The organism is Streptomyces sp. NPDC087845, from assembly GCF_044742755.1.
Lineage (GTDB): Bacteria > Actinomycetota > Actinomycetes > Streptomycetales > Streptomycetaceae > Streptomyces.
On record NZ_JBIUVC010000004.1, the window covers coordinates 259,299 to 284,650 of the forward strand.

The following is a 25,352-nucleotide window of genomic DNA, read 5'->3' on the forward strand; positions in this document are numbered from 1 at the left end:
GTCGAACAACCTTTTCCCCAGAACGGAACGAGGCGGCGGCACCCCCGCACAGGGTGCCACCGCCTCCGGTGGTTCCGGAGCCGCCGCCGGACCGATGAGGGTACGGGTGAGCCGGCGACGGCTCCGGGTCAGGGGATCGGGTGCCGGATCAGCGGCTGTCGCTGCCCGTCGAGTCCGCCGCCGCCCGGCCCGCCTCCAGGCGGGCGACGGGGATGCGGAACGGAGAGCAGGACACGTAGTCCAGACCCACCTCGTGGAAGAAGTGCACCGACTCCGGGTCGCCGCCGTGCTCGCCGCAGACGCCGAGCTTCAGGTCCGGACGGGTGGCCCGGCCGGCCGCGACGGCGCTGCGGACCAGCGAACCGACACCGTCCTTGTCGATCGTCTCGAACGGCGACACCCCGAAGATCCCCTTCTCCAGGTACGCGGTGAAGAACGAGGCCTCCACGTCGTCACGGGAGAAGCCCCACACCGTCTGGGTCAGGTCGTTCGTGCCGAAGGAGAAGAACTGTGCGGCCTCGGCGATCTGACCGGCGGTCAGCGCGGCGCGCGGCAGCTCGATCATCGTGCCGATGGTCAGCTTCAGCCGGGTGCCGGTGGCGGCCTCGACGTCGGCGATGACCCGGTCGGCCTCCTCGCGGACGATCTCCAGCTCCTGGACCGTGCCGACCAGCGGAATCATGATCTCGACGCGCGGGTCGCCCTTGGCGTTCCTGCGTTCGGCCGCGGCCTCGGCGATCGCCCGTACCTGCATGGCGAACAGGCCGGGGATGACGAGACCGAGACGGACCCCGCGCAGACCGAGCATCGGATTCTGCTCGTGCAGCTTGTGCACGGCCTGGAGCAGGCGCAGGTCGTTCTCGTTGGCGTCCTTGCGGGACTCGGCGAGCGCGACCCGGACCGAGAGCTCGGTGATGTCGGGCAGGAACTCGTGCAGCGGCGGGTCGAGCAGCCGTACGGTGACGGGCAGTCCGTCCATCGCCTCGAACAGCTCGATGAAGTCCGCCTTCTGGAGCGGGAGCAGCTCCTCCAGCGCGGTCTCGCGCTCCGCGTCGGTGTGGGCGAGGATCAGCTTCTCGACCATCTCGCGGCGCTCGCCGAGGAACATGTGCTCGGTACGGCACAGGCCGATGCCCTGGGCGCCGAAGCGGCGGGCCCGCAGCGCGTCCTCGGCGTTGTCGGCGTTGGCCCGCACCCGCAGCCGGCGCACCCGGTCCGCGTACGCCATGATCCGGTGCACGGCGGCCACCAGCTCGTCGGCGTCGTCGGCGCCCGCGTGCATCCGGCCCTCGAAGTACTCGACGACCGGGGACGGCACGACGGGGACCTCGCCGACGTACACCTTGCCGGTGGAGCCGTCGATGGAGACGACGTCCCCCTCCTCGATGACCCGGCCGTCCACCGTCATCCGGCGGCGCTTGGTGTCGACTTCGAGCTCCTCGGCGCCGCAGACACAGGTCTTGCCCATGCCGCGGGCGACGACGGCGGCGTGCGAGGTCTTCCCGCCGCGCGAGGTCAGGATGCCCTCGGCCGCGATCATGCCGTCGAGGTCGTCGGGGTTGGTCTCGCGGCGGATGAGGATGACCTTCTCGCCGGACCGCGACCACTTCACCGCGGTGTACGAGTCGAAGACGGCCTTGCCGACCGCGGCGCCCGGCGAGGCGGCGATACCGCGACCGAGCAGCTCCGTATTCGCTTCGTCGTCGAAGCGCGGGAACATCAGCTGCGCCAGCTGCGCCCCGTTGACCCGCTGAAGCGCCTCGGCCTCGTCGATCAGGCCCTGGTCGACGAGCTGGGTGGCGATCCGGAAGGCGGCACCGGCGGTGCGCTTGCCGACCCGGGTCTGGAGCATCCACAGCTGGCCGCGCTCGATGGTGAACTCGATGTCGCACAGGTCCTTGTAGTGCGTTTCGAGGGTTTTCATGATCTGCATCAGCTGGTCGTACGACTTCTTGTCGATCGACTCCAGCTCGGCGAGCGGCACGGTGTTGCGGATACCGGCGACGACGTCCTCGCCCTGCGCGTTCTGCAGGTAGTCGCCGTAGACGCCCTGGTGGCCGCTGGCGGGGTCGCGGGTGAACGCGACACCCGTGCCGGAGTCGGGGCCGAGGTTGCCGAAGACCATCGAGCAGATGTTGACGGCCGTGCCGAGGTCGCCGGGGATGCGCTCCTGGCGGCGGTAGAGCTTGGCCCGGTCGGTGTTCCACGAGTCGAAGACGGCCTTTATGGCCAGGTCCATCTGGTCGCGCGGGTCCTGCGGGAAGTCACGTCCGGCGTCCCGCGAGACGATCTTCTTGAACTGCTTGACCAGCTTCTTCAGGTCGGCCGCGTCGAGATCCACGTCGACGGTGACGCCCTTGGCCTCCTTCGCCGACTCCAGCGCCTCCTCGAAGAGGTCGCCGTCGACGCCGAGGACGGTCTTGCCGAACATCTGGATGAGGCGGCGGTAGGAGTCCCACGCGAACCGCTCGTCGCCCGCCTGGACGGCGAGACCGGCCACGGACTCGTCGGAGAGGCCGATGTTGAGGACCGTGTCCATCATGCCGGGCATCGAGAACTTCGCGCCGGAGCGGACCGAGACCAGCAGCGGGTCGTCCGCCTGGCCGAGCTTCTTGCCCATCCGCGCCTCAAGGGCGTCGAGATGCGCACTGACCTCGTCCCGGAGCTCCGCCGGCTCCTCGCCGCTGTCGAGGTAGACCTTGCACGCCTCGGTGGTGATGGTGAATCCCGGCGGGACGGGGAGTCCGAGATTGGTCATCTCGGCGAGGTTGGCACCCTTCCCGCCGAGGAGGTCCTTCAGATCCTTGTTGCCCTCGGTGAAGTCGTAAACGAACTTCTGGCCCTGGGCCTCCCGGGATTCCGGGGTGGATACGTGGGGATCTTTGTTTTCCGACACGGGTCTCGACTCCTCGAGGACGCGGTGGCTGCCCTGACGGCGAGGAACATACCCAGATCGAAGGTGTCTGGGTACGTCCACTTGTGCGTCATGAGGCGTCAACCACCCGTCCGCCAGCAGATCGAAAGTGACATGCCCTGTCCCTCGACCAGAGGGATGCCTTCACTTCTTGAATGAATAAACACTCAATGCAACCGATATCCCGCCAATCGGTCACACAGGGCAGTGGAAGCGTCGATCGATCAAAGTAGAGCCCATTGGCACCCAGTGCCACCATTTGAGAAATGCAGCCCTCGAAATTGCGCTCATCTGAGCACCCCAGTCCTCAGGGTGGCGAGAATCACTTTACGAACAGCGCTCAGATGTCACCATCCGGACGCACGACCGGCGCCTCCCGGTCACTCACTGGTCATAGAGACGCAGCCAAGCGTGAACAGATGGGGTTGGCGAGGCGCGATGGGGATTCTTCGAGACCGATCCGCGGCTGGATCTCGCCGAATCCGGCCAGATTTTGCGCTCAGATGAGCGGGGCATGCGGAGCGGCACGCGGTGCCTGTGAGGTGGTGCGCCCCTGAAGTGCCACGGAGGCGGAGCGGACCCGATGGCCCGGGGGCCGGGGCACGAGAAGGGTCCGGAGGGGCGGAGGCCCCGGGGGCGGGAGAGGGGGCCCAGGGGCGGAGGGCGCGAAAAAGGGGCCCCGGGGGGAGCCCGCACAGGCTCTTCGGGGCCCCGGAAGCACTCTCGGGGGCGGGGTCAGCCCTTCCTCAGCCGCCCGACGTGTCCAGCTCCGCGTCCGCGCTCACGCCCGCGCAGTCGTACGGGTCCTTCAGCCAGCCGTCCGGCAGGACCACCCGGTTGTTGCCCGAGGTGCGCCCGCGGGGCCCGTCCGCGCCGTCCGGCCACGGCTGGTCCAGGTCCAGCTCCTGCAACTGCCCGCCCAGCTCCTCCAGCGACGAGGTGATCGCCAGTTTCTTGCGCATCTCCGAGCCGACCGAGAAGCCCTTGAGGTACCAGGCGACATGCTTGCGGAAGTCGATCACACCCCGGGTCTCGTCACCGATCCACTCCCCCAGGAGCGTCGCGTGCCGGAGCATGACGCCGGCGACCTCGCGCAGACCGGGGGCCGCCCCGGCACGGGACCCGCCCGGACCGGGGGCGGTCGCCGGGTTTCCACCGGGGGCCGGCGCCGGCCCCGGCTCCGTACCCTCGAAGGCCCTCACCAGGTCGCCGAAGAGCCAGGGACGGCCCAGGCAGCCGCGCCCCACGACCACGCCGTCGCAGCCGGTCTCGCGCATCATCCGGCGGGCGTCGTCCGCACACCAGATGTCGCCGTTGCCGAGGACGGGAATCTCCGGGACGTGCTCCTTGAGGCGGGCGATGGCGTCCCAGTCGGCGGTGCCGCCGTAGTGCTGAGCGGCCGTCCTGCCGTGCAGGGCGACGGCCGTGACGCCCTCCTCGACTGCGATCCGGCCCGCGTCCAGATAGGTGATGTGGTCGTCGTCGATGCCCTTGCGCATCTTGATCGTGACCGGGAGGTCACCCGCGTTGGAGACCGCCTGGTGGAGGATCGCGCGCAGCAGCGGCCGCTTGTAAGGGAGCGCCGAGCCGCCGCCCTTGCGGGTCACCTTGGGGACCGGGCAGCCGAAATTCAGGTCGATGTGGTCGGCGAGGTCCTCGTCCACGATCATGCGGACGGCCTTGCCGACCGTGACCGGGTCCACTCCGTACAGCTGGATCGAGCGCGGGGTCTCGGTCGCGTCGAAGTGGATGAGCTGCATGGTCTTCTCGTTGCGCTCGACCAGCGCCCGGGTGGTGATCATCTCGCTGACGAACAGCCCCTTGCCACCGGAGAACTCCCGGCACAGGGTGCGGAACGGGGCATTGGTGATGCCGGCCATGGGGGCGAGCACCACGGGCGGCTGCACCGTGTACGGGCCGATCCGGAGCTGCGGGAGCGAGGGGGCGAGCGTGGTCATTGCTCCATTGTCGCGTACGGCGCGCAGCGGCCCTTCTCGCACCGGGCGAGGGCCGGACCGGCAGCGCAATTCATTAGTTAACCGTACTATCCATATATGCCTGAGCTGAGCCCCCGCCGACGTCAACTGGTTCTGGCGATCTGCTGTATGAGCCTGCTGATCGTCAGTCTCGACAACACGGTCCTCAACGTCGCCCTGCCCTCCATCCAGAAGGAACTGCACGCCACCGTCGCGGGCATGCAGTGGACGATCGACGCCTACACCCTTGTCCTCGCCTCGCTGCTGATGCTCGCGGGCTCCACCGCCGACCGGATCGGGCGCCGGAAGGTCTTCAAGATCGGGCTCGTCCTCTTCACCCTCGGCTCGGTGCTCTGCTCCCTGGCGCCGAACCTGGAGTCGCTGGTGGCGTTCCGGATGGTGCAGGCGGTGGGCGGTTCGATGCTCAACCCCGTCGCGATGTCGATCATCACCAACACCTTCACCGACCCGCGCGAGCGGGCCCGCGCCATCGGGGTGTGGGGCGGGGTCGTCGGCATCTCCATGGCGGCGGGACCCGTGGTCGGCGGCCTTCTGGTGGACTCGGTGGGCTGGCGGTCGATCTTCTGGATCAATCTGCCGGTCGGTCTCGTCGCGCTGCTGCTCACCTGGCGCTACGTCCCCGAGTCCCGCGCGCCGAAGCCGCGCCGCCCCGACCCCGTGGGGCAGCTGCTGGTGATCGCACTGCTCGGTTCACTGACGTACGCGATCATCGAGGCACCCTCGGCGGGCTGGACCTCGGCACGCATCCTGACGTTCGCCGCGCTCGCCGCCTGCGCGGTCGTCGGGCTGCTGCTGTACGAGCCCAGGCGCGCCGAGCCCCTCATCGACCTGCGGTTCTTCCGCAGCGCCCCGTTCAGCGGGGCCACCGCCATCGCGGTCAGCGCCTTCGCCGCGCTGAGCGGGTTCCTCTTCCTCAACACGCTGTACCTGCAGAACGTGCGTGGTCTGAGCGCGCTGCACGCCGGTCTGTACATGCTGCCGATGGCGGCCCTGACCTTCGTCTGCGCACCGCTGTCCGGGCGGCTGGTCGGCAGCCGGGGGCCGCGGCTGTCGCTGCTCGTGGCGGGCGTGGCCATGACGGCGTGCGGGCTGCTGTTCGCCGCGTTCGACGCGGAGACGGACAACGTCCTGCTGTTCACCGGCTACGTGCTGTTCGGCCTCGGCTTCGGCATGGTGAACGCGCCGATCACCAACACGGCCGTCTCCGGGATGCCGCGCTCGCAGGCCGGTGTGGCGGCGGCGGTCGCCTCGACCAGCCGACAGGTCGGCGGGACGCTCGGGGTCGCCGTGATCGGTGCGGTGCTGGCGGCGGGCGTGGCCGGTACCGGGTCCCCGCGCGGCGCCGGGTACGCCGCCGCGTTCGTGGACGCGAGCAAGCCCGCCTGGTGGATCATCGCCGGATGCGGGCTGTGCGTCCTGCTGGTGGGCACGCTGACCAGCGGGCGATGGGCGCGGAAGACGGCGCGCCGGACGGCGGAACGCCTGGAGGCGACGGCAGGTGCCCCGGCCGGGGATCAGGCGTCGGCGAGCTCCAGGGCCTGAAGGCGGAACAGCCGCTGCCGGGTCTCCTCGTCGGCGGGGGTGTACGTCACCATCCGCGGCCCGGCCGACGGGCCGAGCCACAGGTCGGTGTGGTCGAGGCGGAGCAGTCCGACATGGCCGTTGCGGAAGAGCTTGGTCCGGCCGCCGGGGCCCACCACCTCGTGCCGCGCCCAGATCTCCCGGAACTCCGGCGAGGCCGCTTCCAGCCGCCCGAGGAGCGCCTTCCAGGCGGGCTCGGCCAGATGTCCGGCCATTGCCGCGCGGAACTTGGCGGCCATCAGCCGGTTCATCTCCGGGAGGTCGACGACGGCGGAGCGCCACTCCGGGTTGGTGTAGGAGAGGATCATGCAGTTCCGGTCGTCCGGATCGACGGCGTCCAGGTCGCAGAGCAGCCGCCCGTAGGTGCGGTTGTACGCCAGGATGTCGTACCGGCTGTTCTGGATGCAGGCCGGGACGGGGTCGAGCTGCCGCAGCATCTCGCGCAGCGCCGGGGTGACGCTCGGGCAGTCCGCGCCGGGCGACGGATCGACGGCACCGGCGAGCGAGAAGAGATGGCTGCGCTCGCTGCGGTCGAGCAGCAGGGCGCGGGCGAGTGCGTCGAGCACCTGGGGCGAGACCTGGATGTCGCGGGCCTGTTCCAGCCAGGTGTACCAGGTGACGCCGACGGCGGAGAGCTGGGCGACCTCCTCGCGGCGCAGGCCGGGCGTGCGCCGGCGGCTACCGCGTACCAGCCCGACCTGCTCGGGGGTGATCCGCTCGCGGCGGCTGCGCAGGAAGTCCGCGAGTTCGTGCCGCCGGACGTCGGACTCGGAGGGCCCGGCGCTCTCGGCAGCCGGCGCCCCGGACACCTCACGTACGGCGGAGCCCGGTGTTCCGGGCACCTCGTACACGGCGGGAGCCAGTGGCACCTCGCGCACGCCCGGAGGCGGTGGCACCTCGCGTACGTCGGGAGCCGGTGGCATCCCGCCTGCGCCCGCAGCGGGTGGCACCGCGCGTACGTCGGGCAACTCACTCACCATCGTCGTCATACCTCCAGCGTGCCGAACGGCCCGGTGCTCTGCCAGGTGCTACCTGTACCAGGATAAAGACACTCTGGTACCAGGCTGAGAAGACGGCGATTCTCGGTGGCGTGAGTGAATCAACTGTACGGACGAAAGCATCCGCCCCCACCGCCCGAGTGGTGCGGCACGACCACTCCGCTCCGGTGCTCGGCACACTCGGTCTGTTCACCGTGCTCCTCGGCGCCGCGCTGCCGCTCATCGACTTCTTCATCGTGAATGTCGCCCTGCCGACGATCGACCACGATCTGGACGCGGGCCCCGCCCTGCTCGAACTGGTCGTCGCGGGTTACGGCCTCGCCTACGCCGTCCTGCTCGTCCTCGGCGGCCGGCTCGGCGACATGGCCGGCCGGCGCCGGCTCTTCCTGGTGGGTATCGCCGCCTTCGGGATCACCTCGCTCGCCTGCGGGCTCGCGCCGGACGCCTGGACACTCGTCGGGGCGCGGGTGGCGCAGGGGGCGGCGGCGGCGCTGATGCTGCCGCAGGTGCTCGCCACGATTCAGGCGGCCACGTCCGGACACCGGCGGGCCCGGGCTCTGAGCCTGTACGGGGCGACGGCCGGGCTCTCCATGGTCGCGGGCCAGATCCTCGGCGGGGTGCTGGTCGCCGCCGCGCCGCTGTCGTCGGTGTTCGGCGAGAGCGCGGGCTGGCGCTCGGTCTTCCTGGTGAACGTTCCGGTGGCTGCGGTGGGGCTGGTCCTGGCCGCCCGCGCCGTACCGGAGACCCGCTCGGAGCGGCCCGCGCCGATCGACGTACCGGGCACTCTGCTGCTGACCGCGTCGCTGGTGACGCTGCTCGCTCCGCTGACGGAGGGGCGCGCCGCGGGCTGGCCGGTGTGGACCTGGGTCTCTCTGGCGCTGTTCCCGTGCGCCGCGTACGCCTTCTACCGGGTCGAGCAGCGGGCCGACCGGCTCGGGCAGGCCCCGTTGGTGCCGCCGAGCCTGCTGCGGCTGGACTCGCTGCGGCGCGGACTGGTGCTGGTGGTGCCGTTCTCCATCGGTTTCGGCGGTTTCATGTTCGTGATCGCGGTGGCGTTGCAGCAGGGCCTGGAGCTGGGCCCGGCGGCGGCGGGTCTCTCGTTGGCCCCGATGGCGGTGGCCTTCTTCGTGGCGTCGCTGGCGGGTCCGCGGCTGATCCTGCGCTACGGCAGCCGGGTCGTGACGGCCGGCGGGCTGATCCAGGGGGCGGGCGTCCTGGTGCTGGCGCTCACGGTGTGGCGCTCGTGGTCCGGCCTCGGGCCGCTGGGGCTGATGCCGGGGGTCGCGATCGCGGGGTTCGGGCAGGGGCTGCAACTGCCCGTCCTGTTCCGCATCGTGCTCTCCGACGTACCGGCCGCGCGTGCCGGTGTGGGCGGCGGGGTGATGACGACGACTCAGCAGGCGGCGCTGGCGCTGGGCGTGGCCACACTCGGCACGCTGTTCCTCTCCCTCGTCCCGGGTTCGGGGATGCGGGACGCGCTGGCCGTGACGCTGCTGGTGCAACTGGCGGCAGTGGCGCTGACGACGCTGCTGAGCCTGCGGCTGCCGCGCACGGTGGCGTGAGCGCGGAACGGCGAGGGGGCGCGGACATGGGCGTGGGCCCGGATCACTCCAAGGTGATCCGGGCCCACGGTCGTACGGGTGATGAGGAGGTGTCAGCTCTGCGCCGGGCCGTCCTGCCCGGTCGCGCCCGGCTGTGCCGGGTCGTCCGAGGACGGCTCGTTCCGCGCGGCGGACGGGGTCGCCTGCGCGGAGGCGGGTTCCGACTGCGCACGCTCACGCATCTTGCGCAGCAGCTCCTGCTTCTGGTCGGCTGCCGCCTTGCGGTCGGCATCGCGCGCGGGGCCCGCGCCCTGCTGTTCGGCGCGGGACAGCTTCTTGCGCTGTCCGCCCACACCGAGGAGGTTGTTGCGGCTCTTGGCCACGGCGTTCTCCCATTCGTGGTGAGAAATGAGGTCGGGGACGACCTGGAAATCGGTCCGATGGGCGGCGGGTGGTCGAGCCCGCCGCGCTCTCACTCGTAGATCTGGAAGAACGAAGACATGCGTGAACCGTACCCCGGCCGGAACGGGCCCGGCACCCGATTTCCTGCCCGCCCGGGCGAGGCGCCACAACAATGGACTGACAGATATTGAAATCTGTCATCCGTCGTGTCATGGTTGCGATGCAGGCTCACACCACCACCCGGGTCCTGCGCCCTGCACCCCTTCCACCTCGGGAGCTCCACATGACGACCCCCACCCGCACGCTCGGCTCGACCGGCCCCCAGGTCTCCGCACTTGGCCTCGGCTGCATGGGCATGTCCGCGCTGTACGGCGAGAGTGACCGCACCGAGTCGATCGCCACCATTCACTCCGCGCTCGACGCGGGCATCACCCTGCTGGACACCGGCGACTTCTACGGCATGGGCCACAACGAGCTGCTGATCAACGAGGCGCTGCGCACCGCCCCCACTGCCGCCCGCGAACAGGCCCTGACCAGCGTGAAGTTCGGCGCGCTGCGCACGGTCGAGGGCGCCTTCTCCGGGTACGACGGCCGCCCGGCCGCGGTCAAGAACTTCGCCGCGTACTCACTCCAGCGCCTCGGCACCGACCACATCGACATCTACCGGATCGCCCGCGTCGATCCCGATGTCCCCGTGGAGGAGACCATCGGCGCCATCGCCGAGCTGGTCGAGGCCGGCCATGTCCGCCACATCGGTCTCTCCGAGGTCGGCGCCGCCACCATCCGGCGGGCGGCGGCCGTGGCCCCGATCTCCGATCTGCAGATCGAGTACTCGCTGATCTCCCGCGGCATCGAGGCGGAGATCCTGCCCGTCTGCCGCGAGCTGGGCATCGGCATCACGGCGTACGGGGTGCTCTCCCGCGGCCTGATCAGCGGCCACTTCACCAGGGACCGGCAGTGGGCCCCGGGCGACTTCCGGGCCGTGAGCCCCCGCTTCCAGGAGGGGAACCTCCAGCACAACCTCGACCTGGTCGACGCCTTGCGCAAGATCGCCGAGCAGAAGGGCGTCACGGTCGCGCAGATCGCCATCGCCTGGGTCCTTGCCCGGGGTACGGACATCGTGCCGCTCGTCGGTGCCCGCCGCCGCGACCGGCTCACCGAATCCCTGGGCGCCCTGGACATCACGCTGGACACGGCGGACCTCGCCGCGATCGAGGCGGCCGTCCCGGCGGGAGCGGCCGCCGGTGAGCGCTACCCGCAGAGCCAGATGAGCAGCCTCGACAGTGAGCGCTGACCTCCGGGTACGGTCATCAGGGGCCCGCCCCCACCGGGCAGCTCCACGAACAACGCCCCGAAAGGCAGTACCCACACCATGACGCCGCCCGACCCGCTGACCCCCGAGCGCATCCTCGAAGCCACCGAGGACGTGCTGCGCCGCTACGGCCCCGCCAAGGCGACAGTCGTCGACGTGGCCCGTGCACTCGGTGTCAGCCACGGCAGCGTCTACCGCCACTTCCGCACGAAGGCCGCCCTGCGCGAGGCCGTGACCGGCCGCTGGCTGACCCGGACGGAGGCGGCCCTCACGGAGATCCTCACCGCCTCGGCGGAGCCCGCCCCGGAGAAGCTGCGGCACTGGCTGGCGACGCTGTTCGAGGCCAAGCGCCACAAGGCGGGTGACGACCCCGAGTTGTTCGCCACCTACAGCGTCCTGATCGGTGAAAGCACGGTCGTCGAGGACCACATCCGCGAACTGGTCGGCCAGCTGCGGGAGATCGTCGAGGAGGGCGTGCGCAGCGGAGAGTTCGCCGTGGACGATCCGGCGGTCGCCGCGCAGGCGGTCTTCGACGCGACGGCGCGCTTCCACGACCCGGCGTACGCGGCGCAGTGGCAGAGCCCCGCCATCTCGGCCGAGTTCACCGCCGTATCGGACCTGCTGCTGCGCGGCCTGCGCGCGTAACGGCCCGGCGCACGACGGGAGTGGGCGCGGGCGGCCCGCTCAGGCGGTCGGGTCGACCGTTGCCCGGTGGGCCTCGGCGAGGTGTTCCTCGGCCTTGAGCCAGGGCAGGAACTGCACGCCCTTGCGCCAGTCGCAGGTGTCGCAGCTCAGCTGCCGCTGCGTTCCCGACTTCCGCACATGGACGATGTGTTCACGGCCGTGCTGGTCCCATCTGCTGACCTTGCTCGTGGTCATGGACGGCATCCGAGCCTCCTGTCGACGCATGGGCGCGCGGGCGCATGGGCGCATGGGCGCGTGCGCCCAGTGTGCAACGAAGCCCCCGGTTCCGTACGGGGTACGGGGAACCGGGGGCCTCGCCGGGAAACCGCGGTGGTCAGCAGCCCAGCAGCCGGGCGCCGAGGTAGGCCTGGATCTGGTCCAGGGAGACGCGCTCCTGCTTCATGGTGTCGCGCTCACGCACGGTCACCGCGTTGTCGTCGAGGGTGTCGAAGTCGACGGTGACGCAGAACGGCGTACCGATCTCGTCCTGGCGGCGGTAGCGGCGGCCGATGGCGCCCGCGTCGTCGAACTCGATGTTCCAGTTCTTCCGCAGGTCGGTGGCGAGGCCCTTGGCCTTCGGCGACAGCTGCGGGTTGCGGGACAGCGGCAGGACGGCGACCTTGACCGGCGCGAGGCGCGGGTCGAGACGCATCACGGTGCGCTTCTCCATGACGCCCTTGGCGTTGGGCGCCTCGTCCTCGATGTAGGCGTCGAGGAGGAAGGCGAGCATCGCGCGGCCGACACCGGCCGCCGGCTCGATGACGTACGGAGTCCAGCGCTCGCCGGCCTCCTGGTCGAAGAAGGACAGGTCCGTGCCCGAGGCCTTGGAGTGCGCCTTGAGGTCGTAGTCCGTGCGGTTGGCGACGCCCTCCAGCTCGCCCCACTCACTGCCGCCGAAGCGGAAGCGGTACTCGATGTCGGCGGTGCGCTTGGAGTAGTGCGAGAGCTTCTCCGCCGGGTGCTCGTACCAGCGCATGTTCTCCTCGCGCATGCCGAGGTCCGTGTACCAGTTCCAGCGCTGGTCCATCCAGTACTGCTGCCACTCCTCGTCCTCGCCCGGCTTGACGAAGAACTCCATCTCCATCTGCTCGAACTCGCGGGTACGGAAGATGAAGTTGCCCGGAGTGATCTCGTTCCGGAAGGACTTGCCCATCTGGGCGATACCGAACGGCGGCTTCTTGCGCGACGTCTGCTGCACCTGGCCGAAGTTGGTGAAGATGCCCTGCGCGGTCTCGGGGCGCAGGTAGGCGACCGAGCCGGAGTCCTGGGTCGGGCCGAGGTGGGTGGAGAGCAGACCCGAGAACTGCTTGGGCTCGGTGAAGGTGCCCTTGTTGCCGCAGTTCGGGCAGTTGAGCTCGGTCAGGCCGTTCGTGGGCGCGTGGCCGTGCTTCTCCTCGTACGCCTCCTCCAGGTGGTCGGCGCGGAAGCGCTTGTGGCAGGAGGTGCACTCGGTCAGCGGGTCGGTGAACGTGGCGACGTGACCGGAGGCGACCCACACCTCGGGGGCCAGGATGACCGACGAGTCGAGTCCGACCACGTCCTCGCGCGAGGTGACCATGTAGCGCCACCACTGGCGCTTGAGGTTCTCCTTCATCTCGACGCCCAGCGGCCCGTAGTCCCAGGCGGCGCGCTGGCCACCGTAGATCTCACTGCAGGGATAGACGAAGCCACGGCGCTTGCTCAGGCTGACGATGGAGTCGATCTTGTCGGCGGCCACGGTGCTCTCTTCATTACGACGGCGAAATTGGACAGGGGTGGCGCGAAGCGCCTCGGTGGGGGGGTGGTGGTCGGGAGACGGGCGGGCGAATGCTTCAGATTACCGGCGGGCACGCCCCTTCGATCAAATCGGTATCGGCGCGGATGGCCGCGCGGTCATCTCATCAGCCTTGTTGACAATCGTTTCCAGTTTTGTTGAAAATGACTGTCATGAACGTAAGCCGCCTCATACCCACCGCCGCCGTCGCCGGAGCAGCCGCCCTCGGCCTCACCGCCCTCACCGCCTGCTCCGCCTCGGACGCCGCCGGCCACAAGAACGGCGACAAGCTGAACGTGGTGGCCTCGTTCTATCCGATGCAGTTCCTGGCCGAGCAGATCGGCGGGAAGCACGTCTCCGTCACCACCCTGACCAAGCCGGGCGTCGAGCCGCACGACCTGGAGCTCAGCCCGCGGCAGATCGGCGGACTCTCCGACGCCGACTGCATCGTCTACCTCAAGGGCATCCAGCCCGCCGTCGACGACGCCATCGAGCAGTCCGGCTCGAAGGACGTCGTCGACGCCTCGAAGCTCACCACGCTGGAGGACCACGGCACCGAGACCGGCGCCGGCGAGCACGGTCACGAGCACCACGGCGACGAGGCCGGGGCCGACCCCCACATCTGGCTGGACCCGGTGAAGTACGCCGAGGTCGCCAAGGGCGTCGGGAAGGCCCTGGAGAAGACCGACCCCGACCACGCCGCGGACTACCGCAAGAACACGGACACGCTGGTCACCAGGCTCGACGGCCTGAACACGGCGTACGTGAACGGGCTGAAGAACACCGCCGCCAAGACGTTCATCACCACCCACTCCGCCTTCGGGTACCTCGCCGAGCGCTACGGCCTCACCCAGGAGGGCATCGCCGGCGTCGACCCCGAGGCCGAGCCCAGCCCCGCCCGGATCAAGGAGATCCACACCATCGCGGAGAAGAACAAGGTCTCCACCGTATTCTTCGAGACGCTCGCCAGCGACAAGACCGCGAAGACCCTCGCCCGGGACACCGGCCTGAAGACCGGCGTCCTGGACCCGCTGGAGGGAATCACGGACAAGTCCGAGGGCGCTGACTACATCGAAGTCATGCAGTCCAACCTCGCGGCCCTGCAGAAGGCACTCGGCGCGAAGTGACCCACGAACCACCCGCCACAGCAGCATCGGAGGCGCTCATGCCCGAGTCCGGGAGCACCACGACCGACCCCGTGATATCCCTGCGCGGCGCCACGGCCACGCTCGGCGCGCGTCCGGTGCTGCGCGGCATCGATGTCACCGTCCACCGCGGCGAGGTCGTCGCCCTGCTCGGCGCCAACGGCTCGGGCAAGTCGACCGCCGTACGCTCCGTCATCGGTCAGGTCCCGCTCACCGGCGGCTCCATCGAGCTGTTCGGCACCCCCCTGCGCCGCTTCCGCTCCTGGGCGCGCGTCGGTTACGTACCCCAGCGCACCACCGCGGCCGGCGGTGTCCCCGCCACGATCCGCGAGGTCGTCTCCTCCGGGCGCCTCTCCCGCACGAAGCTGGGTCTGCTCCGCAGGGCCGACCGGGCCGCGGTCGACCGGGCCATCGGCCTCGTGGGCCTCGCCGACCGGGCCAGGGACTCCGTGGACGCGCTCTCCGGCGGGCAGCACCAGCGGGTGCTGATCGCCCGTGCGCTGGCCGCCGAACCCGAGCTGCTGATCATGGACGAGCCGATGGCCGGCGTCGACCTGGCCAGCCAGGAGATCCTCGCCACGACACTCCGCGAACAGGTCGCGGCCGGCACCACGGTACTGCTCGTGCTGCACGAGCTCGGCCCGCTGGAGCCGCTGATCGACCGCGCGATCGTGCTGCGCGACGGCTGTGTGATGCACGACGGGCCGCCCCCGAAGGCGCTGGGCCAGCACGCCCTGCCCGGCCACGACCATGTACACCCCCACGCGGCCTCCGAGCCCGTCCGGACCGGACTGCTGAGCTGATCATGGAATTCCTCGACCCTCCGTTCATGCAGCGGGCCCTGCTCGCCGCCGTACTGGTCGGCGTCATCGCCCCCGCCGTCGGCATCTACCTCGTCCAGCGCCGCCAGGCCCTGATGGGCGACGGCATCGGCCACATCGCGATGACCGGTGTCGGCCTCGGCTTCCTGCTCTCCACCAGCCCGGTGTGGATGGCCACGGCCGTCGCCGTCGTCGGCGCCGTCGCCATGGAGCTGATCCGCTGGTACGGACGCACCCGCGGCGACATCGCGCTGGCCATGCTGTTCTACGGCGGCATGGCGGGCGGCGTCCTGCTGATCAACCTCTCCGACACCGGCTCCAACGCCAACCTCACCTCGTATCTCTTCGGCTCCCTCTCCACGGTCTCCACCGAGGACATCACCGCGATCTGCCTGCTGGCCGCCTTCGTGCTGCTGGTGACGCTGGGGCTGCGGCGGCAGCTGTTCGCGGTCAGCCAGGACGAGGAGTTCGCCCGGGTCACCGGACTGCCGGTGCGCGCGCTGAATCTGCTGGTCGCCGTGACGGCGGCGGTGACCGTCACCGTGGCGATGCGGGTCGTCGGGCTGCTGCTGGTCAGCGCGCTGATGGTGGTGCCGGTCGCGGCCGCGCAGCAGATCTCCAGGTCCTTCAAGGTGACGTTCGTGCTGTCGGTCGTCATCGGTACGGCGGTGACCCTGGCCGGCACCGTGACCTCGTACTACCAGGACGTCCCGCCCGGCGCGACGATCGTGCTGCTGGCCATCGCGGTCTTCATCGGCCTGACGCTGCTCGCGGCCCCGCTCGCCAGGAGGCGCGCCCGGCTCGGCGAAGCCACGTCCGAGGAGTGCACTCTGGAGGTACCGGCCTCCCGTCCCGCCACGGACGACCTCCGGGTTTGACCGTGATCCCCGGACGGGCTGGCACAATGGCCCGACACAGGTACGGGCGACACGAGGAGGCTGCTGTGGCGACGGCGCCGATCAGTGGAACGAACGCGGCCCCGGTACGCGGCCGGTCGACCCGGCAGCGGGCGGCGGTGGCGGCGGCGCTCGACGAGGTGGACGAGTTCCGCAGCGCCCAGGAGCTGCACGACGTGCTCAAGCACCGGGGCGACTCGGTCGGGCTGACCACCGTCTACCGCACCCTCCAGTCCCTCGCCGACGCGGGCGAGGTCGATGTGCTGCGCACCACGGACGGCGAGTCCGTGTACCGGCGCTGTTCGACCGGGGACCACCACCACCATCTGGTGTGCCGGATGTGCGGCAAGGCCGTGGAGGTCGAGGGGCCCGCGGTGGAGCAGTGGGCGGAGACGATCGCCACGCAGCACGGGTACGTGAACGTGGCCCACACGGTGGAGATCTTCGGGACGTGCGCGGAGTGCGCGAGCACGAAGGAGTGACGACGACGGCCCGGGGGCGCTGCCCCCGGGCCCGCGCCGCTCAGCCCTTCGGCTTCTGGGCCGCCTCCACCGCACCGCCGAAGCGCCGGTCCCGCTGGGCGTACTCCAGGCAGGCCCGCCACAGGTCACGGCGGTCGAAGTCCGGCCACAGCACGTCCTGGAAGACCATCTCGGCGTAGGCGCTCTGCCAGATCAGGTAGTTGGACGTGCGCTGCTCGCCACTGGGGCGGACGAAGAGGTCGACGTCCGGCATGTCCGGGTAGTAGATGTACTTCGCGAACGTCTTCTCGTTGACCTTCGACGGGTCCAGCTTCCCGGCCGCGACGTCCTGCGCGAGGCGCTGCGCGGCGTCGGCGATCTCGGCCCGGCCGCCGTAGTTGACGCAGAAGTACAGCGTCATCCTGTCGTTGTCCTTGGTCTGCTCCTGGGCGACCTGGAGCTCCTGGACGACGGACTTCCACAGCTTGGGCATGCGGCCCACCCAGCGGATGCGGATGCCCAGTTCGTCCATCTCGTCGCGGCGGCGGCGGATGACGTCCCGGTTGAAGTTCATCAGGAACTTCACTTCCTCCGGGGACCGCTTCCAGTTCTCGGTGGAGAACGCGTACAGCGAGAGGTTCTTGACACCCATCTCGATACAGCCCTTGAGGACGTCCATGACGACGCCCTCGCCGACCTTGTGGCCCTCGGTGCGCGGCAGGCCGCGTTCCTTGGCCCAGCGGCCGTTGCCGTCCATCACGACGGCGATGTGCTGGGGCACCAGCTCGCCGGGGATCTTCGGGGGCGTGGCACCGGAGGGGTGCGGCTCCGGAGTCTTGTAGTCGCGCCGGTTACGGCTGCCGAGAATCCCGCGTACTGCCATGAACTGTCTCGCTCCCTGTGCCTGATCCGCCTGAGTCACTTCTCTACGTACCGCAGTGAGCGCAGCCCGCGCTCCAGGTGCCAGTGCAGATAGGCGGACACCAGTCCGCTCCCCTCCCTGACATGACGCGCCTCGCACGCGTCCGCCGTCTCCCAGTCGCCGCTGAGCAGCGCGCTCAGCAGAGTGACGGCCTCAGCCGAGGGTACGACGCTGCCGGGTACCCGGCAGTCGCCGCATATGACACCGCCCGCCGCGACGGAGAAGAACCGGTTCGGTCCGGGCATTCCGCACTTCGCGCAGTCCTCGAAGCTGGGCGCGTAGCCGTTGACGGCGAGCGAGCGCAGCAGGAACGCGTCGAGGATGAGGTGCGGCTCGTGCTCGCCACGTGCGAGGGTGCGCAGACCTCCGACGAGCAGCAGGTACTGCTGGACCGCCGGCTCGCCCTCGTGGTCGGTGAACCGCTCGGCGGTCTCCAGCATCGCGGTGCCCGCGGTGTAGCGGGCGTAGTCGGTGACGATGCCGCCGCCGTACGGGGCGATCGTCTCGCTCTGGGTGCAGAGCGGCAGCCCGCGGCCGATCAGCTCGCTGCCCCGGGCGAAGAACTGCACATCGACGTGGGAGAAAGGTTCCAGCCTTGCCCCGAACTTGGACTTCGTGCGCCGTACCCCGCGCGCGACGGCCCGCACCCGGCCGTGGCCGCGGGTCAGGATCGTGATGATCCGGTCGGCCTCGCCCAGCTTCTGCGTGCGCAGCACCACGCCGTCGTCCCGGAACAAGCTCATGCGTCCATTGTCCGGTACGGGGAAGGCTCACCGGGCCCGCCCCCGCGACCGGTCGGTCTCAGTGTCCGCCCGCCGCGCCGGCCGCCGGTACGACCAGGCCCGATTCGTACGCGACGATCACCAGCTGGGCCCGGTCGCGGGCGCCGACCTTGCCCATGATCCGGCTGACATGGGTCTTCGCGGTGAGCGGGCTGAGTCCGAGGGTCCCGGCGATCTCGGCGTTGTTCAGCCCGCGCCCGACGAGGCAGAGCACCTGGCGCTCCCGCTCGGAGAGGCGGTCCGGACCGCCCGGCACTCCGGCGGGCGGGGTCCGGGGGCTGCTCAGCACCCGGGCGATGAGCCGGGCGGTCGGACCGGGCGAGAGCAGGGACTCGCCGGCCGCCACGGTCCTGATGGCGGCCAGGAGCTCGGCGGGCCGGGTGTCCTTGACCAGAAAGCCGGAGGCGCCCGCGCGCAGTGCGTCGATGATGTGCTCATCGGTGTCGTACGTGGTCAGGACCAGAACCTTCACCGCGGCGAGGTGTTCGTCGGCGGCGATGCGGCGGGTCGCCTCGATGCCGTCGAGATCGGGCATCCGGATGTCCATGACGACAAGGTCGGGACGGTGCTCGCGGGTCAGCTCGACGGCTTCGAGGCCGTTGCCCGCCTGGGCGACGACCTCCATGTCCCGGTCGGACTCGACGAGCATCGCGAAGGCCGCCCGTACCAGGGTCTGGTCGTCGGCGAGCAGTACGCGGATCACGGTGTGGCCCCCACCTCCTCCTGGAACGGCAGCAGTGCCGAGACCCGGAAACCGCCGCCGGGGCGGGGCCCCGCATCCAGCGTGCCGCCCGTGCTGCGGGCCCGTTCCCGCATGCCCACGATGCCGAACCCGGGTGCCGAGCCGTCCTTCGGGGGTCCTGTGCCGTCGTCGGTGACGGTGACCCGCAGCGCGCTGGCGCCGTCCGGTGCCACGGCGACCCTGACCTGTACGCCGGTTCCCCCGTGCCGTACCGCGTTGGTCAGCGACTCCTGCACGATGCGGTACGCGGCCGCGCCGGTCGCCGGGGCGAGCCGGCCGGCCGGTGCGCGCACCGCGAGGTCGACCCGGGCTCCGGCCGCCTCGGCGGCCCGTACGAGGCCGGGCAGCGCCGCCAGATCGGGCAGCGGGCCTTCGGCGTCGTGCGGGTCGCGGCTGTCGGGCCGGCCGTCGCGCAGCACCTCCAGGGTGGTGCGCAGCTCGGCCCTGGCCTCCCGGCAGGTGCCGGCGATGTCCTCCAGCGACGCGGCGATCGCCGCCCGGTCGAGCCGGTCCGGGTCGACGGTCAGGATGTGCGAGGCGACCGAGGTCTGCACGCCGATGAGGGTGATGCTGTGGGCCAGCAGATCGTGCAGATCGCGGGCGATCCGCAGCCGCTCCTCGGCGACCCGCCGCCGGGCCTCCTCCTCCCGGGTGTGTTCGGCGCGTTCGGCGCGATCCAGCACGGAGGCGACGTACTGGCGGTAGACGCGCATGTCGACGCCGCAGAACAGCACGGCGACGATCCAGCCGGAGATGCGCAGCAGTTGCAGGCCCTGATGGGTGTTGATGGTGAGCACCACCGTCACCATCACGGCCAGGACGCCGATCCCGGTCAGCACCGTGCGCAGCGGCCGGCCGGTGGCCGCCACCGTGTAGAGCGCGATCCAGGTCTGCGGCATCGGTGCCGAGTGCGCGTTGTCGAGCCCGTGGTACGCGGCGAGGAGCGGGATCATGGCGAGCAGTGCGAGCAGCGGGTTGCGCCGCCGCCAGACGATCGGCACGGCGCTCGCGACGAGCAGCACCCAGCCGAGCGCATCGGGCGACCGGGCGGGGTCGGTGAGAAGGGCGAGTGCGGCGGAGAGCGCACCGGCGCCCCCGGCTATGAGGGCGTCGGTGCGCGACTTGTGCGGTGCTTCCATGGGGTCGCGGTTGACGACGGCCATGATGCGCTCACGACGGCGCGCGGTTCGGGACACGCTTGCCATCCTCCGGTACGGGTGGGGCATCCGTCAGGCGATTGTGAGGAGTTCGGGTTCGCGGGCGCCGTCCGGTACGGCGGGGGTCCGGCTGAGCGCGCCCGGCCACCAGATCTTCCGCTGGAGTGCCACGCTCGCGGAGGTCACCAGATAGGTGCGGACGAGGAAGGTGTCGAGGAGTACGCCGACGGCGACGACGAAGCCCATCTGGACCAGGCTCACCATCGGCATGTTCGTCAGGACCGCGAAGGTGGCCGCGAGCACCAGGCCCGCCGAGGCGATCACCCCGCCCGTGGTGCGCAGTGCGGTGAGCGCGGCGGCCGTCGGTGCGGCGCCGGAGACGGTCTCCTCGCGGACCCGGTGCATCAGGAAGATGCCGTAGTCGACGCCGAGTGCCACCAGGAAGACGAAGGACAGCAGTGGCAGTCCGGAATCGGTGCCCTTCATCCCGAGGAGCGGTTCGAAGACGAGTCCGCCGATGCCGAGCGAGGCGCCCCACACCGCGACGACGGCGACGACCAGCAGCAGCGGCGCGACAAGGCTGCGCAGCAGTGCGATCAGGATCAGCAGGACGGAGGCCAGGACGAGCGGTACGACGGTCCTGAGATCCCTGGCGTCGGCCGTCTCCGCGTCCATCTGCTGGGCGCCGGGCCCGCCGACGTGGCTGCCGTCCAGGGAGTCGCGCAGGGCCTCGACGGTCGCCCGCTCCCCCGCGGACTCGGGCCGGTCGGTGGCGGCGACGGACAGTTCGGTCCAGCCGCCGCCGCTGCGGCCGCGTTCGACGGCGGCGACGCCCTCGGTGGCACGGGCCTTCGCCAGGACCGCCCCGGCCCGGTCGGTGGGTGCCATCACGGTGATCGGCTGGGTGGAGCGGCCGGGGTAGGCGGCGGCGAGGGTCTCCATCGCCGTGATCGACTCCGGCTTGCTGGAGAAGGAGTCCTTCTGCTTGAGATCGCCGGGCAGGTGGAACGCGCCGAGCGCCAGCGCGCCCAGCAGCACTCCCCCGCAGGCGAGCACGGCCAGCGGCCTGCGCCCGGCCGAACCGCCCATCACGGCGAAGAGCGAACGGCGCTGCCGGGGCACACTGCCGTACGCGGGAATGAGCGGCCAGAACACCCGGCGGCCGAGCAGCACCAGGAGCGCCGGCAACAGCGTCGTCATGGCCAGCAGCGCGCAGAGCACCCCGACGGCGGCGATGGGGCCCATGCCCCGGCTGCTGGTGAGGTCGGCGGCGAGCAGGCAGAGCAGTCCCGCGGCGACGGTGCCGGAGGAGGCGACGATCGCGGGCCCGCAGCCGCGCAGGGCGGCGGTCATGGCGTCGTACGGCCGCGCGAAGCGGCTCAGTTCCTCCCGGTAGCGGGAGACCAGCAGCAACGCGTAGTCGGTGCCCACACCGAAGACGAGAATGGTCATCACGGCGGAGCTCTGGCTGGTGACCGTGATGTCGAAGCCGCGGTTGAGGCCGTACACGAGGGCCATGGACAGGGCGTCGGCCACGCCCGCGACGACCAGTGGCACCAGCCACAGCAGCGGGCTGCGGTAGATGACGATCAGCAGGATCGCCACGACGGCGACGGTCGTGTAGAGCAGCGGTCCGCCGAGGGATCCGTAGACCTTCTGCGCGTCGGTGTTCAGCGCCCCCGGGCCGCCGACCTCCACGCTCAGTCCGCCGCCGCCCTCGGCGACCGCGCGCACCTCGTCGACGAAGGCGGTCCTGGCGTCGTCGTCCTGTCCCGGCTCGACGGTGGCGACCGGGTACATCAGAGTCGTGCCGTCCTCGGACGGGACGGGGCGCGGCGTCCCGGTGAGTGCGTGGCCGCGGGCGACCTCGGCGGTCTGCTCGGCGGCCAGGGCCCGGTCGGCGGCGGTCAGCCCGCCGTCGCGGTGGTAGACGACGACGAGTTCGGTGGCCTCGCCGCCGGGCAGCGCGTCCTGGATCTTCGCCACCTGCGTGGAATCGGCGCTCGCCGGAAGGTAGTCGACGGCATGGTTGGTCTGTACGCCGCCGAGCCTGCCCGACAACGGGCCGGCGAGCGCTGCCGCGGCGACCCAGAGGGCGAGGATCGCCCAGGGCAGCAGCATGCGCCGCCGGTTGTGCGGTCGCGAACGCGTACCGCTTGATTCCACTGCGGCCCTCATGACGGGCCCCCTTCCGCCGGGTGTCTGGTTCCTGTCCAGACTCCCGGCGGAAAGCGGCCGGTACGTCGCACCGGGGGCCGACTTCGCCGCTACTGCCACAGTGGGCGCACGGGCCCGATTACTCCCGCGGGAGTACGCGCCGGGTGCGGGCGGGGCCGCTCAGGAGGGGGTGCGCGCCGCCGCGGCGAGCAGCCGGGCGGTGTCCTCGGCGCAGAGCTGCAGCGCCCCGCCGACCGTGGTCAGCACCTCGCGCTCCGCCTGTCCGTACGGGCCGTCGGCCAGCGCGATCCTCGCACCCTGCAGCAGGATCGATTCGCGACCGGCGGGCGCCAGATGCGGGGCGAGGGGTTCCAGTGCCTCGTGCAGTTCGATGGCGAGGGCCGCACCGCAGGCCTCGGCCGCCGGGTCGAAGGCGGAGCCGTGGCCGATGTCGGCGGAGAGGACCTCGACGACGGTGGAGAGCTGCTCCTCCGTGCAGTCGTCGAAGCCGGCATCGCGCACGATGGCCGCCGCGGCCTCCAGGACCGGACGGGAGGCGGTGCCGCCGGCCGCGAGGACCCCGAGCGCGACGGTGTGGACGGCGTCCCGGAGCATCGCGGAGAACCGGGTGGTGGTGGGGTGGTCGAGCACCTCGGTGTCGAAGTGGGCCCGGCAGGCGGCGCATTCCACGACGGGGCCCGCGGTGCCGCGCCGCAGCATCGGCACGCCGAGCACCGTGAAGCGGCGACGGCCGGTGAGACGGCGGTAGTTGCGGTCGCCCCCGCAGCCGGGGCAGAAGAACTCGCCGTCGCCGACGGTGTCCCAGATGGTGCGGATGCCGCAGATACGCAGCTTCATGGCGCGTTGTACCAGGGCTGACCGCACGTCGCACACCTCCGTAACGCTCCGGCAACATTGCCGTGTGTCGACGTGATGTTAACCACAGTCGTGATGCGGCGTCAGTACCTCGATCGTCACAACCCCCGGAGATGGCCGAACCCCGCCCCCCGGACGCGGGTGGGCGGGGTCTTCGGCCGTGCGGCTTCAGGCCTTTTCGGGCATCGGGTCAGCGGGCGGCCCGGTTGACGGCGGAGACGACCGCCTGCAGGGAGGCACGCGTGGTGTTGGCGTCGATGCCGATGCCCCACAGGACCTTTCCGTCGATCGCGCACTCGATGTACGAGGCGGCCTGCGAGCTGGCGCCCTCGCTCATGGTGTGCTCGGTGTAGTCCAGCAGACGGGCGTCGATGCCGATGGCCTGCAGCGCTTCGAAGAACGCGGAGATCGGGCCGTTGCCGGTGCCGGCCAGCACGGTGTCCGTGCCGTCCACGGTCGCCTCGACGGTGATCGTGTCCCGGCCGTCGGAGCCGGTCGTGGTCTGACCGGAGCGGATCTGCACGCGCCCCCAGGCGTTGTCCGGGTTCGGCAGGTACTCGTCCTGGAACGTGGACCAGATCTGCGTCGGCGTGACCTCGCCGCCCTCGGCATCGGTCTTGGCCTGAATGATCCGGGAGAACTCGATCTGCATCCGGCGGGGCAGGTCCAGCTTGTGGTCGTTCTTCAGCACGTAGGCGATTCCGCCCTTGCCGGACTGCGAGTTGACCCGGATGACGGCCTCGTAGCTGCGGCCGACGTCCTTCGGGTCGATCGGCAGGTACGGCACCGCCCACTCGATGTCGTCGACCGTCTTGCCCAGGGCGGCCGCGTCGGCCTCCATGGCGTCGAAGCCCTTCTTGATGGCGTCCTGGTGGGAGCCGGAGAAGGCGGTGTAGACCAGGTCGCCCGCGTAAGGGTGGCGCGGATGGACCTCCATCTGGTTGCAGTACTCGCTGGTGCGGCGGATCTCGTCGATCTGCGAGAAGTCGATCTGCGGGTCGACACCCTGCGAGAAGAGGTTCATGCCCAGGGTGACCAGGTCGACGTTGCCGGTGCGCTCGCCCTGGCCGAACAGGCAGCCCTCGATCCGGTCCGCACCGGCCATGATGGCCAGTTCGGCGGCGGCGACGGCGGTGCCGCGGTCGTTGTGCGGGTGGACCGACAGGCAGACGAACTCGCGGCGCGTCAGGTTGCGCGACATCCACTCGAACCGGTCCGCGTGCGTGGACGGGGTCGAACGCTCCACGGTGGCGGGCAGGTTGAGGATGATCTCGCGGCCCTCCTCCGGCTGCCAGACGTCACAGACCGCCTCGCAGACCTCCAGGGCGAAGTCCAGCTCGGTGTCGGTGAAGATCTCGGGGCTGTACTGGTAGCCGAAGACCGTCTCCGGGCCCAGCAGCTTCTCGGCGTACTCCATGACCAGCCGGGTGCCGTCCACGGCGATCTGCTTGATGTCGTCCTTCGAGCCGCGGAAGACGACCCGGCGGAAGGTGGGAGCCGTCGCGTTGTACAGGTGGACGGTCGCGCGGTGGGCGCCGACGAGGGACTCCACGGTCCGCTCGATCAGGTCCTCGCGCGCCTGCGTCAGGACGGAGATCGTCACGTCCTCGGGGATCGCACCCTCTTCGATGATGGAGCGGACGAACGCGAAGTCGGTCTCGCCGGAGGACGGGAAGCCGACCTCGATCTCCTTGTAGCCCATGCGTACGAGCAGATCGAACATCTCGCGCTTGCGGGCCGGCGACATCGGGTCGATCAGGGCCTGGTTGCCGTCGCGCAGGTCGGTGGAGAGCCAGCGGGGCGCGACGGTGATCCGGTTGTCCGGCCAGGTGCGGTCGGGGATCTCGACGGCCTCGTACCGGCCGTACTTGTGGATCGGCATCCCGGACGGCTTCTGCAGGCCCGTGGCGTTGGTGACCGGCGTCGGCCGGCCGACAGCGGTCTCAGCGGGGGTCCGAGCGGGATTTGCGGCGGTCATGGCGTACGGCTCCTCGGGGTCCAACCAATGGGACGGCCGACTGTGTCGCTGCAACACCAGACTCCGCGGGGAGGGGGTCGGCCTACGACTACAGGCCCTCGCCGCGGCAGCTAAGAAGAAGCAGCCCGAAACGCATGATGCGTCGAGAGTAGCCGAGAGGCGCCTGAGGCGTCCGTCCCGTATCAGTATGCGGGACCGGGCAGCGGAAACACCCAACAGTGACCGATCACTCC

The 25,352-nt window shown here is 70.5% G+C and carries 21 protein-coding genes; 8 read left to right on the forward strand and 13 right to left on the reverse strand.

Annotated features, from left to right (window positions below):
- Positions 1–148: 148 nt before the first annotated feature.
- On the reverse strand, positions 149–2,896 hold the full coding sequence (gene ppdK / locus ACIOMQ_RS13200; protein ID WP_401986314.1) for a pyruvate, phosphate dikinase: 2,748 nt from the start codon (positions 2,894–2,896) through the stop codon (positions 149–151).
- Between the two features lie 764 nt (positions 2,897–3,660).
- Positions 3,661–4,872 carry a tRNA dihydrouridine synthase DusB gene (gene dusB / locus ACIOMQ_RS13205; protein ID WP_402127589.1) on the reverse strand — a complete coding sequence of 404 codons (1,212 nt, stop codon included), beginning with the start codon at positions 4,870–4,872 and terminating at the stop codon, positions 3,661–3,663.
- A 96-nt stretch (positions 4,873–4,968) separates the two neighbouring features.
- Here dusB and ACIOMQ_RS13210 point away from each other — a divergent pair, with 96 nt between their 5' ends.
- Positions 4,969–6,453 carry an MFS transporter gene (locus ACIOMQ_RS13210; protein WP_401264020.1) on the forward strand — a complete coding sequence of 495 codons (1,485 nt, stop codon included), beginning with the start codon at positions 4,969–4,971 and terminating at the stop codon, positions 6,451–6,453.
- Here ACIOMQ_RS13210 and ACIOMQ_RS13215 read toward each other — a convergent pair.
- The gene (locus tag ACIOMQ_RS13215) at positions 6,426–7,481 is read right to left on the reverse strand and encodes a helix-turn-helix domain-containing protein (protein WP_362194249.1); all 1,056 of its coding nucleotides are present in this window, start codon (positions 7,479–7,481) and stop codon (positions 6,426–6,428) included. The two genes, ACIOMQ_RS13210 and ACIOMQ_RS13215, sit on opposite strands and share 28 nt — an antisense overlap.
- A gap of 101 nt (positions 7,482–7,582) precedes the next feature.
- Between ACIOMQ_RS13215 and ACIOMQ_RS13220 the strand changes: the two genes are divergently transcribed.
- Positions 7,583–9,052, forward strand: coding sequence for an MFS transporter (locus tag ACIOMQ_RS13220; protein WP_401264022.1), 1,470 nt, complete (start codon positions 7,583–7,585; stop codon positions 9,050–9,052).
- Positions 9,053–9,144: 92 nt separating this feature from the next.
- On the opposite strand, the gene ACIOMQ_RS13225 is transcribed toward ACIOMQ_RS13220, so the two are convergent.
- A complete protein-coding gene (locus ACIOMQ_RS13225; RefSeq protein WP_362194246.1) occupies positions 9,145–9,414 on the reverse strand; it encodes a DUF6243 family protein in 270 nt (89 codons plus the stop codon).
- Between the two features lie 302 nt (positions 9,415–9,716).
- Here ACIOMQ_RS13225 and ACIOMQ_RS13230 point away from each other — a divergent pair, with 302 nt between their 5' ends.
- Positions 9,717–10,727: an aldo/keto reductase gene (locus ACIOMQ_RS13230; RefSeq protein WP_401264025.1), complete on the forward strand. Its 1,011-nt coding sequence runs from the start codon at positions 9,717–9,719 to the stop codon at positions 10,725–10,727.
- Between the two features lie 78 nt (positions 10,728–10,805).
- Complete coding sequence (locus ACIOMQ_RS13235) at positions 10,806–11,390, forward strand: TetR family transcriptional regulator (protein WP_362194240.1); 585 nt, start codon at positions 10,806–10,808, stop codon at positions 11,388–11,390.
- Between the two features lie 39 nt (positions 11,391–11,429).
- On the opposite strand, the gene ACIOMQ_RS13240 is transcribed toward ACIOMQ_RS13235, so the two are convergent.
- Together ACIOMQ_RS13240 and ACIOMQ_RS13245 are read right to left on the reverse strand one after the other, a co-directional pair.
- On the reverse strand, positions 11,430–11,633 hold the full coding sequence (locus ACIOMQ_RS13240) for a hypothetical protein (RefSeq protein WP_362194237.1): 204 nt from the start codon (positions 11,631–11,633) through the stop codon (positions 11,430–11,432).
- A 130-nt stretch (positions 11,634–11,763) separates the two neighbouring features.
- Positions 11,764–13,146: a glycine--tRNA ligase gene (locus tag ACIOMQ_RS13245; protein ID WP_362194234.1), complete on the reverse strand. Its 1,383-nt coding sequence runs from the start codon at positions 13,144–13,146 to the stop codon at positions 11,764–11,766.
- Between the two features lie 209 nt (positions 13,147–13,355).
- Between ACIOMQ_RS13245 and ACIOMQ_RS13250 the strand changes: the two genes are divergently transcribed.
- The 4 genes from ACIOMQ_RS13250 (at position 13,356) to ACIOMQ_RS13265 (ending at position 16,526) form a co-directional block, all read left to right on the forward strand.
- Positions 13,356–14,309 carry a metal ABC transporter substrate-binding protein gene (locus tag ACIOMQ_RS13250; protein WP_402188972.1) on the forward strand — a complete coding sequence of 318 codons (954 nt, stop codon included), beginning with the start codon at positions 13,356–13,358 and terminating at the stop codon, positions 14,307–14,309.
- A gap of 38 nt (positions 14,310–14,347) precedes the next feature.
- Positions 14,348–15,130, forward strand: a complete 783-nt coding sequence (locus ACIOMQ_RS13255) for a metal ABC transporter ATP-binding protein (RefSeq protein WP_362194228.1) — start codon at positions 14,348–14,350, stop codon at positions 15,128–15,130.
- Positions 15,131–15,132: 2 nt separating this feature from the next.
- On the forward strand, positions 15,133–16,026 hold the full coding sequence (locus tag ACIOMQ_RS13260) for a metal ABC transporter permease (protein WP_362194225.1): 894 nt from the start codon (positions 15,133–15,135) through the stop codon (positions 16,024–16,026).
- Between the two features lie 65 nt (positions 16,027–16,091).
- Entirely contained in the window at positions 16,092–16,526 is a 435-nt protein-coding gene (locus ACIOMQ_RS13265; protein ID WP_362194222.1) for a Fur family transcriptional regulator, read from the forward strand.
- A 40-nt stretch (positions 16,527–16,566) separates the two neighbouring features.
- Here ACIOMQ_RS13265 and ACIOMQ_RS13270 read toward each other — a convergent pair whose 3' ends face one another.
- The 7 genes from ACIOMQ_RS13270 to leuA form a co-directional block, all read right to left on the reverse strand.
- Positions 16,567–17,388, reverse strand: coding sequence for an isoprenyl transferase (locus ACIOMQ_RS13270; RefSeq protein WP_401264031.1), 822 nt, complete (start codon positions 17,386–17,388; stop codon positions 16,567–16,569).
- A gap of 35 nt (positions 17,389–17,423) precedes the next feature.
- The gene (recO, locus tag ACIOMQ_RS13275; protein WP_072483560.1) at positions 17,424–18,170 is read right to left on the reverse strand and encodes a DNA repair protein RecO; all 747 of its coding nucleotides are present in this window, start codon (positions 18,168–18,170) and stop codon (positions 17,424–17,426) included.
- A 58-nt stretch (positions 18,171–18,228) separates the two neighbouring features.
- The gene (locus tag ACIOMQ_RS13280) at positions 18,229–18,912 is read right to left on the reverse strand and encodes a response regulator (RefSeq protein ID WP_401264034.1); all 684 of its coding nucleotides are present in this window, start codon (positions 18,910–18,912) and stop codon (positions 18,229–18,231) included.
- On the reverse strand, positions 18,909–20,156 hold the full coding sequence (locus tag ACIOMQ_RS13285) for a sensor histidine kinase (protein WP_362194212.1): 1,248 nt from the start codon (positions 20,154–20,156) through the stop codon (positions 18,909–18,911). The genes ACIOMQ_RS13280 and ACIOMQ_RS13285 overlap by 4 nt, the downstream gene beginning before the upstream one ends.
- A 24-nt stretch (positions 20,157–20,180) precedes the next feature.
- Complete coding sequence (locus tag ACIOMQ_RS13290) at positions 20,181–22,286, reverse strand: MMPL family transporter (RefSeq protein ID WP_362194209.1); 2,106 nt, start codon at positions 22,284–22,286, stop codon at positions 20,181–20,183.
- Positions 22,287–22,445: 159 nt separating this feature from the next.
- Positions 22,446–23,123 carry a TerB family tellurite resistance protein gene (locus ACIOMQ_RS13295; protein WP_362194908.1) on the reverse strand — a complete coding sequence of 226 codons (678 nt, stop codon included), beginning with the start codon at positions 23,121–23,123 and terminating at the stop codon, positions 22,446–22,448.
- Between the two features lie 208 nt (positions 23,124–23,331).
- Entirely contained in the window at positions 23,332–25,119 is a 1,788-nt protein-coding gene (leuA, locus tag ACIOMQ_RS13300; RefSeq protein ID WP_362194206.1) for a 2-isopropylmalate synthase, read from the reverse strand.
- Between the last annotated feature and the right edge of the window lie 233 nt (positions 25,120–25,352).